The following is a 10,401-nucleotide window of genomic DNA, read 5'->3' as shown; positions in this document are numbered from 1 at the left end:
TTCATTTAATCCTTGCTTGCTCATGTCATCTGTCTTTAGTTAAAAAATAAAAAGATCTGGTATCATAGCGAAAATTTATATTCAATTCAAGATAGGTTCATATCGCTCAAACAATCATATCTCCTGGATTAAAATACTTTAAAATTTTAGATTGCTTATTGCTTATTGCTTATTGCTTATTGCTTATTGCTTATTGCTTATTGCTTATTGCTTATTGCTTATTGCTTATTGCTTATTGCTTATTGGTTATGCAAGAGATCTAATGATCTTTTACTGAAAAATGCTCTTTATCAATCCGGGCCATATAAAAGAAAAGATATGCCTTACAATAAAAAATGGCTTCACAAAGAGTTTGAAAAAAAAATTACAGTTGTAAATTGGAAAGCAGCACAACGTGATGTAGAAAATTTTCTTAGGCCAAAAGATAGAAAATTTGTCGAGAATTGGAACGCAGCATTTTTCCAAAAACAAATTGAAAAAATAGAATTGGTTTCTATGTAAATTAAGTAATTTTAAGTTTCTTCAGCTTGAGTTTCATTAATTTTAGATTGCAAAGAGGGTTTATGGAACAGCAAAAGCAAAAAGGCGCCTAAAGCAATGCCTGAGGCAGTCAAATAGATGAGAGTATAATGTAGAAAGAAAAGCCCAATGACTATTGGAGCTGCGATTTGTACCATTGCAATAACAGCTTGGCTCAATCCCATAATTTCTCCTTGAATACTCGGTAAAGCAGAAAAGGAGATTAGGTTAAATATGTTTGCTGCTGTAAAAGAAGAAATAAAAGCTGCTGTGCAATCAAAAACAGACAAAGATACAAACTTATGAGTAAAAGAAGCTATGCAAAATAACAGACTTAAAGCTAATAAACCGTAGCAGGGAATATTAGCTAAAGAAACCCGTTTGATTAAAAGACGATTAATTAAAGAACTTCCTAGAATCCAGCTAAGTCCTAAAAAACATAAAGTGATCCAGGTCGGAGGGGAATTAAATTCTAAAAAAGAATAGGAAGAAAAAGATTGAAAAACCAACATCCAACTTAATAAAAACAAGGATTGGATGAGAAATAAAAAACGCAATTTAGAAATGCGAAAAACTCGGATCAGTTTTTTCGGCCCCTCAGTAAGCTCCCATTTGATTTTCTTCTTTTTCAGATGATGTGTTTCTTTTAATAAATAAATTAAGATTATTAAATTAATGATCCCCATAAGGGCTGCTATCATAAAAGGCAATGAAGGGGAGAAATGAGGATCAAATTTACGATTGGCCAGAACTCCTCCGGCAAACATAGCACATAACCAACCAAGTCCTCCTATACCAGTTAGATAACCAAAATATTTGGAACGCTTTGTATGATCGGGATGTAAATCGGAGATTGTGGTTAAACATAAACCGGTATTCCCTGAAAAAAAACCAGATATTAACCGTCCTAGAACCAATAAAATAAAATGGGAAATATAAAAAGCAAAGGCAACGAGCAAGTGACCCAAAACCATTCCAGTAATGGTAATATAAAACGACTTCTTTCTTCCGATTGTATCTGAAATGCTTCCTATTAAAGGTGAACCAAAAAGCAAAGCTAAAGGAAAAACTGTCCCTAAGGTAGTAAGGCTGACATTTTTCCAAAATAAACTAGAGGTGATTAGATGGGATTGGGAACCGAGAATAACAGAGGATAAAACGGGAATAACAAGTGCTAAGCTAAAATTATCGATAAAATAGAGTAAAAAAATTGGAAAAGAGGCCTTCATAATTTTAAAATAAATGTTTCAAGTATTTTCTTGAAAGATCTGATTGATTTTTTCGTTCAAATCTTTTGATAAAGCATAGTTTTGAATTTGAGAAAAGGTGGTTGCATAAGCCAATGTCAATAAGGTATCCCATTGCTCTTGTGAAAATCTAAAAGAAAATTTTGGTGCATGAAAGCTGCAAAAACTTTCTCCATAATGAAGTGCCCTTGCTTCTTTTTCACATTGGCTACAAAAAGGTTGCAGGGCAAGCAATCCTTCCTGTTTGAGCAATTTTAGACAAAAGCTATTGGTTAAGACGTCTGTATTCTCAAAATAGGGGATAGCTTTCAAGCATTTAGAGAAAAATTGATAGACTTTAGGAGCTGGTTTGTGAGGTAATTGAGAAGTTAATATGATTTGTACTAGATTTGCTGCTGCTTGGATGTGTTGCATTTTTGTACGCAATTGTAGATGCTCGCTTAAAACCGATCCATCTACAAAATGCATGAGACTGCCTTTACCCCGATAAAAAAGATATTCACCCTTACAAAGAGGGGAGCTTAATGCCAATTTATCCGTTCTTTTAGCCGAGATTCCTTTAATGATAAATTGCAGCACCCCATAACAATTGGTAAAAACCGTGACGATCCGATTCTTATCTTGATAGGGCAGAGAACGTAAAACAATCCCTTCTGTTTTTTCATATTCCATAGAATTTACGCATAGTTTATTTTCTCTTTGAAAAGAAGATGGGGATTGTTTTTTTACCTTTAAGAGAGTAATCTATCTTGAACTTCAAAGTTTAGCACCGATAGCTCAATCGGATAGAGTACCCGGCTTCGAACCGGGTGGTTACAGGTTCAAGTCCTGTTCGGTGCAATTTTTTTAAAAGTTTAAAGATTTAGAAGGTTTATGCGACAAAAAAAAGCAAAAAATGTCGCAGAAATGTCGTAGAAAAAATCAATCTAGGTTTATTCGATAATGGGTAACTTTTTTCTCTCCTATTTGGTAAATCAGCTTTTTCTCTACTAAATCGGAAAGATCTCTTTGTAAAGTACGTCTATTTATAGACGGGTAAAATGATTCATATTGTTGAATAGTAAAGTCTTCATTTGTTTCCAGCAATTGTTGTAATATCTGTTTTTGCCTTTTGGAAAGTTTGTATTTTGCTATCATAATAGCTAACTTCATAGCATGAGTGCCTTTAAGTTGAATTTCGTGCATTTGAGTTTCTAGAGCCTTGGAAAAATATTCTAGCCAAACAGTCATATCCATATTCTTGTCTTTAACAGACTGAATAGCTTTGTAATAATTGGCTCGATTCCGGTCGTAATATTCACTTATTGTAAAAAGTTTTTTAAAATCATACCCGAATTTATAAAGACACAAAGTGGACAAAAGTCGGGTCGTTCTACCGTTGCCGTCTAGAAAAGGGTGGATATGAACTAATTGAAATTGTGCAATGCCAGATACAAGGACAGCGGGAATGATTTGCTCATTTTGTATCCAAGCCAATAGTTGAGCCATAAGAAAAGGGACTTCATAAGCTGTTGGTGGAGTATAAATGATCTCTTTGGTTTTTGAATTCGCTACATAGTTTTGGACATTTCTATATTGACGTGGTTGGGCATTGTTTCCTCGAACGTCATCGACTAGTTTTTTATGGATTTCTCGGATTAACGCTTCAGTAATAGGTTTTTGAGAGACCAGATAATCAGATACAAAATCAAAAGCTTTTTTATAATTTAACAATTCTCTTACATTTTCAACATCTACTCTGGATAGCTTCTTTCCGGAAAGGAGCTTTTCAGATTGATCTAGGCTTAAATGAGTGCCTTCAATATGAGTAGTATGATGAGCTTCGAGAATAAGAGCTCTAGCCTGCATCTTAGCCATCCAATCTTCTGAGAGTATGGCAGCTTCTAGAAAACCGCGAGTGTGTTCAATAGAGGTTAAAGCATTTGCTATAGAAAGAGTAATAGTGAATTTTGGGGAAAATTGCATAGCTTTTATATGTTTTTTTATTTGAAGTATGTCATAAAAACCAACCATGCTCAAGGTTTATTATTGCTAAAAGACCTAAGAAAAAAACCTTCTGTTCATACATGAATGTTATCGTTTTGATAACATTCATGTATTTGCTAATTTTAAACGAAAAAGATCTTTAAACAACTAACCTCATGAATATTGATCATTTTGGCTTGATAGGAGTATAATCGAAATGCAATCGGTTTAACAGCATAAGAGGTATTATGAACGACAAAAACAAATTTGAACAAGATCTTGGTTACCGTATTGATATTATCGGGCGCCAGGTTCAAGTAACCGATTCGATAAAAAACCACATTTGGAATAAACTCTCCAAAATTGAACGTTTGCATAATCACATCTTGCGTCTACATGTTACATTAGAAGTTCATAAGGTTGAACATACCTGTGTATTAATAGTCAAACTCGATCATCTTAAGATTAAAGCACAAGCTACAAGTACAGATATGTATGTTTCCATTGATCGAGCAATTGATCGATTACATACTTTAATCCGTCGGTATAAAGATAAGATTCGAGATCATCATCAAAAAGTATCTACAACAGTAGATATGGTGGTAGATATCTTTAAAAAATCTGAAGTAGATCAAATTAATGCAGAGATAGAAGAGGAAAACCGAGAAAGGGAAATACAAGCTCTTTTGCCTCCCATGATTATTGACACAAAAGTGAAACCTCTTAAGACACTTAATACAGAAGAGGCTCTTATGAAAATAGACCTCTCACAAGATCAGTTTTTAATTTTTCGCTCAGAAGAAGATCGTAAATTAAAAGTTCTCTATCGTCGTAAGGACGGTCATTATGGCCTTATCCGACCCGAATAATGATAAGCCTTGGCTTATCGACAAGATGCGTGGCGTTGCTATTCGAGCAACGCCTGAAGAAAAAATCAGACAAAAATTATTACATGTTCTGATTGAAGAACTCTTTTTTCCTAAGGAATACGTCGTCGTGGAAAAAGCACTTAGCGAATTGCCTCACCTTCAAGGAAAGCGTGTACCAAAAAGGCGTCTTGATATTTTATGCTATTTTCCTAGGCATGATCAGCTCCTGCCTTTATTGCTGATTGAATGTAAGAGAAGTGGGGAGAGAAAGCAGGCTTTAAGTCAGGTAAGTGGATATAATTATTGGGTGAAAGCTCCCTTTGTCGCTGTAGCAAATCAAGAAGGTATTTTGTTTAAGTATTTAGATGTAGATTCAAATGAAATGGTTATAAAAGAAGGATTACCTTCCTATCAGGATTTAATTGCATGTTGCAAATAGTAAATAGTCTGGATCATTTAGAATCTTGTGATACGGATGTTTTATCTGTATTTGATGTAAATTTACTTCCTCGTTTAGATAAATGGCTTTTAGAAAACCCCAAAAGGTTTTTAGTTTGTATAGAAAAAAATTTGCAGGCTTTTTTACAAGCGAAAGTTCAATGGCAAAATCCACAAATTAGATTGTATCATTGGGATTCTAATGCTAGTTTATGTCATAGAATTGTCTGGGAGTTTTGTCTTTTACGTTTGACTCAAGTAGCTATAGATGAAGAAGAGCGTATCTTCTCCAAAATGCTCGAAGAGATGCATATCCAAGTGTATCTCTTGATTTCTGATTTCCGCGACCTAGGAGAGGTTATCATAGCTAACCTATTACAAAACATAGGCCAAATACCGGTGTCTCTTCTTGGAAAATCTTTAGAAAATTGCTGTCAAAATGTACCCGCAATCATTTGTGGAGCGGGCCCATCATTAGATGGACAAATACCCACGCTGATTCAAGCGCAAGAGAGAGCTTTGTTATTTGGCGCAGGTTCTGCTATGTGTGCTTTAGAAACGCAAGGGGTTTATCCGCACTTCGGGGTAGCTTTTGATCCAGATCCTCCTCCTAGTCGATATTTAACACAAACAGGCTATGAAACGCCCTATTTTTACCAGTCTAGGATCTCTTCTAGACAGCTTGCTTTTTTACATGGCCAAAAAATATGGATGCCCGATTCAGCTAATTATCCTTTAGAAAAATGGATCTATCAAGAGTTAGGCCTTAATTATCCATTAATGGATAGCGGGTTTACAGCAGCTAATTTTTGCGCATTGATTGCAGCCCATTTGGGATGTAATCCCATTATTTGTGTAGGTATGGACTTTTGTTCTCCAGAAAATCAAGTATACGCAGCAGGTATGCAAGCAGACCAGGGAAATTGGGTGGAGTGTATCAATGCAAAGAAAGAAAAGAGAATCTCAAAACCAGATTGGTTAGCAAGCGCTTCTTGGTTAGATCAATTTGCTGAAAAGAATAAAGAAATCAAATGGATATATACCGATCAAGAAGCAATGCCTTTAGCACATGTCAAATACCTTCCTTTAGAACAAGTTTCATTGCCAAGCGCTTTTGATACCACCTCTTTTAGTTACGCACTAACAGCTCGAGCAGCTAGATCTGAAATTACCCAAGAAAGCGTACGAGCTGTTTTGCATAAATTGAGTAATAGCTTTACAGAAGCGCTTGATCTATGCGATCAATTGCTAAAACTATGGGAAAAGCATTACCCCCACTCTATTTTGGAAACAGGAGAGCTTGCTCTATTAGAATCTGATTTAGCGCAAAATATTTGTGTACAGAAGCTTTTGCTGCCGCTTTGGGAAATTTGGAAATGGCCTATTTTAAGACAAGAAGAACATCTTCCCACAAGAGTTCTGCATCAGCATTTATTTTTTAAAAAAGCAGTTGAAATCCATTTGTCTACTTTCAAGAGTTTAAAAATATGATAAAAGAAAACTATGTGTTCACTCAAGAGAAGCTAATTATATATGATGAAGAATTGGGATTGGATGTTCAACATGAACATTTCTGTCCTTATCTTCCTCAATCTCTTGAATCACCAAATCTGGTTCTAACAAATACCCAGGCTTATTTGATCCATGAAGGGAAGCAACAAGGAGAGTGTCGTTGGTTTTTTGAAGATAAAACCTGCCAAGCCATTTTGTTTTACGATCAAGGTTTTTTACATGGACCCTCTACTTTTTTTAGCCCTCAAGGGCAAATTCTCACAAAGAGCTGGTACTATTTGGGTAAAAAAGTAGGGAAAACGCGTTATTTTTACTATTCTCAAAAACCAGCGAGTATACAAAGGTTTGTAGACGGAAAACCCGAAGGTTTGCAGGAGTATTTCTATGAAACAGGTGGTATCAAAAGCCACATACCTTATCGCTTGCATCAATTAGATGGGCAGGTGCGTCTTTTTTGGGAATCAGGTTGGCTAAAAAGATCCATTGATTATCAAAATGGACAAAAACATGGCTGGGATCGGCTTTGGAATGAAGAGCAGGTTCTTATAGATGAGGGTTGTTATGAAAAAGGAGAATCCATAGGAGTGCATCGTCATTTTTTCTGTAATCAAATTTTGCGTGAGGAAAAAGTTTTCCATACACCAAAGCGCTATGATCGTAAACGTTGGGATCAAAAAGGACAGCTAATACTAGAAGGGATTTATACATCTGACTGCAATTATATAGAAAAAACCTACTGCAATGCACAAATGACTACTTCAAAAGAGGGGATATGGGATGGGAAAAAGCTTTGTTGGAAATAGTTCTTTAGATCTTTTAAGCGAAAGATATCCGGAGCTTGTTTTTTTATTGAATTTCTCCAGCTCTTGCGAAGCTTTGCCCGAAGAGGAGTTTATCCCAGAGTTTAAAGCTGTTGAGGTTTTGTATATTTATGGAATTGGTGGGTCTAGTGCTTATCCTAGTCTAAAAAAATGGGTCTTGGAAGAAAAAACAAGAAGAGTGGTTTTCTTAGAGGATTCGCTCAGTGCAATAGAGAGATTTTTATCTTCTACTTACAGTGAGCAAATCCTTCAAGATAGTCAAATGTTTCTATCCTATCTAGAAGAGCCTTATGCAAAAAAATTAGAAGAGATTGTATCTAACTATCCATTAGAACATGTTTTTATCCAAGCGACCAAGTCTTATCGCAGAAAACCTCAGTTTGAACAGCTGTGTCTACAACTCTTAAGGATTACAACTGTTGTACATGCAGGCACGACAGAGATTCTAAAAGCTCATCACATGCTAGCAAATCTCATGAGGAATATCTCTAAGTGGCCTCATTCTTTTTTAGCTAATCGATTTCAAGGGCAATTTGTAAATGTTCCTGCAATTATTTGTGGAGCAGGTCCTTCTTTATTAGATGCAATAGAGCCCTTGAAGAATTTGCAAGATCGCGCGCTGATTCTGGCAGGAGGCTCAGCCATTACTGCTTTGAGTAATCAAGGTATAACTCCACATCTAAATATAGCAGCTGATCCTAATTTTGAAGAATTTGAAAGATTAAAAACGGCATCTGCATATGAAACCCCGCTCATTTATGCAACCAGAGTGCATCCAGATATTTGGAATACGTGTAATGGGCAGATGGGGTATCTTGTTTCTGATACAGGAGGTATCTGTGAAAAACATTTTGAAAATCTGCTTGGGATAAATCATCAAGCAGTGGGACCTGATCTAGGGATGGAAGCTTTATCTGTAACTACCCTTAGCCTAGCCTTTGCTGCAGAAATGGGTTGTAATCCCATTGTTTTTATCGGGGTAGATCTATCGTATACCGGTATGCAAAAATATGCAGAAAAAGTAGTATCTCATTCCGCTATCGATCCTAAAATGCTGCAAGAGAATACACAAGCCTCAGAAAAGCTTTTGCGCCGAAAGAATGTTAAAGGTGAACTTGTTTACACCACGGTAAAGTGGATAATGGAATCAGAATGCATTGCTTCTTTTGCTAAAAAACATAAAAGTTGCCGATTTATCAATGCGACAAGTGGCCTTGGGTTTAAAGACATAGAAAACTCTTCATTAGAAGAGGTTTCTATGGATTGGAAACCCATCGACCTACATGCTGCTATTCATCAAAAAATGCAGCTCTATCAATTAGATCTCCGTTTTAGCGAAGCCATTGCATCTGAAAAGGAAAAACTTTGTTCGAGCATTTTACGCTTACAAGAAATGACACTACGTATGTTAAAAATAACCCATCAAGCTTTTGCACAAGAGGTAAGTATACCCACAGCTAAAATGACTCTCTTAGAATTTGATTTTCAAGAGGAACTGGCTCTAAATGCTTTATTTCCTTTTTTAGATTCAACGCTTGATCGCCTATTAGATCCTTGCGAAAAACGAAAGAGAAGTGATAAAGAAATGCTTAAACATTTCCTAGAAAAATATACCAGTTGGAAAGAGGTCTTAGAACATGTGATTGAGCAAAATCTTATGGGATAAGGATGAAACAAGTCATTTTCTTATTATTTTTGATAGGCTGCTCTGGTATGGAGCAATCAGAGCAGAAAAAACTGCGCAGACTAAATGCTAAGGGTGAATTTATTCACCGCAACCATGATGAGTATCATTATCAGATCGATATTCCCAAACATAGAATAAGAGAGCCTTATCCTTGGGAAAAGGGATATGTAGGACAGCAAATAAAGATCTCTAAAGAGTATTTTCGCTGTAAGGGTTCAGGATTCAATCCTCCACGAATTGAAGAAAATCAAACCTACTTTGATTGCGGCGGGGGTCACACACATTCTCTTCCTATACATCAAGGCAAAGAATTTATCTATCCTATTTTGATCGATCTTTTGAACTTCGTACAAGAAAAAACTCGCTCTAAAGTAATTATTACCTGTGGGCATCGCTGTCCTGCTCACAATACTTATGCCGATAGCTTGAATTCTACTTCCAAACACATGATTGGTGCAGAAGTGGATTTTTATGTAGAGGGGATGCAAGAGTATCCGGAAAAAATCATTGCTATTTTACAACAATATTATCAGGAGAACCCTTCATATACCCAACAAGAGTATCTAGAATTTGAAAGATCCTATCATCATTTAGATGTATCTGTCCCTGCATGGTACAATAAAGAAATCTTGATTCAACTCTATCAAAGAAAAGAAGGACGTGATTATGACAATCAACACAAATATCCTTATATCTGTATCCAAGTCCGTTATGATAAAGAAGCGAAAGAAAGAGTCATTTACAGTTGGCCTAAAGCTTTTAAGGGATTTAGGCGTTATTAATTTCTTGGAGAAACTAAGATGTCTAGGATTAGCAATAGCCTTAATTCTGGTAAATACGGCCTGCAAAGCAGATCCTATTTATGACAATATACAGGCCATAATTGCACACAAAGAAGGGGTTACCCCTTAAACGAAGTAGGTTAAACTCTCCAATATGAAGAGATTTTTTTAAAATCTCAAAACCGCTCATTAAAGAGCAAAAAAAATTAGGAGCAACCCCTTCTTTGTGTGCAATTATGGCCTGTACATGAGATCTTAAATTAAACTGGCATATCTTTAATACAGGGCTTACGCATGAAGAATTTCCTTTGCACCTACCAGATCTAATAAATAATCTTTACGACATGATGCAATGAAGCGCCGTTTATGTAAACTGACCTTGCTTGTCTTATCTTTTTGTAAAAGATTCAAAGTAGCCCGTCGAACTATAGATAGATTTTCAGCTCCATTTCCTTTTCTAACACGACTTAAATCCTCTCGGAAATTAACATCAAGTTGCCAATGCAATTTGTTTTCGATGCTCCAGTGATTACGCACTTCCTTTGCAAGACGTTCTGCATT

At 35.9% G+C, this 10,401-nt stretch carries 11 protein-coding genes and 1 tRNA gene; 8 read left to right on the top strand and 4 right to left on the bottom strand.

All coding sequences use genetic code 11. The annotated features are described in order from the left end of the window. The first annotated feature begins 318 nt into the window (after positions 1 to 318). Positions 319 to 501, top strand: coding sequence for a hypothetical protein (locus tag RHOW815_RS04565; protein WP_215217158.1), 183 nt, complete (start codon positions 319 to 321; stop codon positions 499 to 501). 11 nt (positions 502 to 512) lie between these two features. Here RHOW815_RS04565 and RHOW815_RS04560 read toward each other — a convergent pair whose 3' ends face one another. Beyond that, the gene (locus RHOW815_RS04560; protein WP_215217157.1) at positions 513 to 1,748 is read right to left on the bottom strand and encodes an MFS transporter; all 1,236 of its coding nucleotides are present in this window, start codon (positions 1,746 to 1,748) and stop codon (positions 513 to 515) included. Between the two features lie 18 nt (positions 1,749 to 1,766). Further along, a complete protein-coding gene (gene recO / locus RHOW815_RS04555; RefSeq protein WP_215217156.1) occupies positions 1,767 to 2,438 on the bottom strand; it encodes a DNA repair protein RecO in 672 nt (223 codons plus the stop codon). Between the two features lie 94 nt (positions 2,439 to 2,532). On the opposite strand from recO, the gene RHOW815_RS04550 reads away from it, so the two are divergent. Beyond that, a tRNA-Arg gene (locus RHOW815_RS04550) sits at positions 2,533 to 2,606 on the top strand. Between the two features lie 81 nt (positions 2,607 to 2,687). Here RHOW815_RS04550 and RHOW815_RS04545 read toward each other — a convergent pair. After that, on the bottom strand, positions 2,688 to 3,731 hold the full coding sequence (locus RHOW815_RS04545; protein ID WP_215217155.1) for a Fic family protein: 1,044 nt from the start codon (positions 3,729 to 3,731) through the stop codon (positions 2,688 to 2,690). 248 nt (positions 3,732 to 3,979) lie between these two features. Here RHOW815_RS04545 and hpf point away from each other — a divergent pair, with 248 nt between their 5' ends. Genes hpf through RHOW815_RS04515 form a run of 6 tightly spaced genes read left to right on the top strand, consistent with a single transcriptional unit; the run spans position 3,980 to position 9,840 of the window. Next, positions 3,980 to 4,600, top strand: a complete 621-nt coding sequence (hpf, locus tag RHOW815_RS04540; protein ID WP_215217154.1) for a ribosome hibernation-promoting factor, HPF/YfiA family — start codon at positions 3,980 to 3,982, stop codon at positions 4,598 to 4,600. Continuing rightward, positions 4,578 to 5,039 carry a type I restriction enzyme HsdR N-terminal domain-containing protein gene (locus RHOW815_RS04535; RefSeq protein WP_215217153.1) on the top strand — a complete coding sequence of 154 codons (462 nt, stop codon included), beginning with the start codon at positions 4,578 to 4,580 and terminating at the stop codon, positions 5,037 to 5,039. Before hpf ends, RHOW815_RS04535 begins: the two co-directional genes overlap by 23 nt. Next, positions 5,027 to 6,529: a motility associated factor glycosyltransferase family protein gene (locus RHOW815_RS04530; RefSeq protein WP_215217152.1), complete on the top strand. Its 1,503-nt coding sequence runs from the start codon at positions 5,027 to 5,029 to the stop codon at positions 6,527 to 6,529. Before RHOW815_RS04535 ends, RHOW815_RS04530 begins: the two co-directional genes overlap by 13 nt. Beyond that, positions 6,526 to 7,353 carry a toxin-antitoxin system YwqK family antitoxin gene (locus tag RHOW815_RS04525; RefSeq protein ID WP_215217151.1) on the top strand — a complete coding sequence of 276 codons (828 nt, stop codon included), beginning with the start codon at positions 6,526 to 6,528 and terminating at the stop codon, positions 7,351 to 7,353. Before RHOW815_RS04530 ends, RHOW815_RS04525 begins: the two co-directional genes overlap by 4 nt. Beyond that, positions 7,328 to 9,037: a motility associated factor glycosyltransferase family protein gene (locus tag RHOW815_RS04520; protein WP_215217150.1), complete on the top strand. Its 1,710-nt coding sequence runs from the start codon at positions 7,328 to 7,330 to the stop codon at positions 9,035 to 9,037. Before RHOW815_RS04525 ends, RHOW815_RS04520 begins: the two co-directional genes overlap by 26 nt. Before the next feature lie 2 nt (positions 9,038 to 9,039). Further along, positions 9,040 to 9,840 carry a hypothetical protein gene (locus tag RHOW815_RS04515; RefSeq protein WP_215217149.1) on the top strand — a complete coding sequence of 267 codons (801 nt, stop codon included), beginning with the start codon at positions 9,040 to 9,042 and terminating at the stop codon, positions 9,838 to 9,840. Positions 9,841 to 10,128: 288 nt separating this feature from the next. Here RHOW815_RS04515 and RHOW815_RS04510 read toward each other — a convergent pair. After that, positions 10,129 to 10,401 (bottom strand): ISAs1 family transposase (locus RHOW815_RS04510; RefSeq protein ID WP_215217148.1); only part of this gene is annotated, 273 nt, incomplete at its 5' end.

The organism is Candidatus Rhabdochlamydia sp. W815 (assembly GCF_018642185.1).
In the GTDB taxonomy this organism is placed as follows: domain Bacteria; phylum Chlamydiota; class Chlamydiia; order Chlamydiales; family Rhabdochlamydiaceae; genus Rhabdochlamydia; species Rhabdochlamydia oedothoracis.
This window is presented reverse-complemented; position numbering and strand designations above follow the sequence as displayed.

Coding starts and splice junctions, on each gene's coding strand:
- RHOW815_RS04525 (WP_215217151.1), top strand. CDS start 6,526: ATGATAAAAGAAAACTATGTGTTCACTCAAGAGAAGCTAATTATATAT.
- recO (WP_215217156.1), bottom strand. CDS start 2,438: ATGGAATATGAAAAAACAGAAGGGATTGTTTTACGTTCTCTGCCCTAT.
- RHOW815_RS04560 (WP_215217157.1), bottom strand. CDS start 1,748: ATGAAGGCCTCTTTTCCAATTTTTTTACTCTATTTTATCGATAATTTT.
- RHOW815_RS04545 (WP_215217155.1), bottom strand. CDS start 3,731: ATGCAATTTTCCCCAAAATTCACTATTACTCTTTCTATAGCAAATGCT.
- RHOW815_RS04520 (WP_215217150.1), top strand. CDS start 7,328: ATGGGAAAAAGCTTTGTTGGAAATAGTTCTTTAGATCTTTTAAGCGAA.
- hpf (WP_215217154.1), top strand. CDS start 3,980: ATGAACGACAAAAACAAATTTGAACAAGATCTTGGTTACCGTATTGAT.
- RHOW815_RS04565 (WP_215217158.1), top strand. CDS start 319: ATGCCTTACAATAAAAAATGGCTTCACAAAGAGTTTGAAAAAAAAATT.
- RHOW815_RS04515 (WP_215217149.1), top strand. CDS start 9,040: ATGAAACAAGTCATTTTCTTATTATTTTTGATAGGCTGCTCTGGTATG.
- RHOW815_RS04530 (WP_215217152.1), top strand. CDS start 5,027: ATGTTGCAAATAGTAAATAGTCTGGATCATTTAGAATCTTGTGATACG.
- RHOW815_RS04535 (WP_215217153.1), top strand. CDS start 4,578: ATGGCCTTATCCGACCCGAATAATGATAAGCCTTGGCTTATCGACAAG.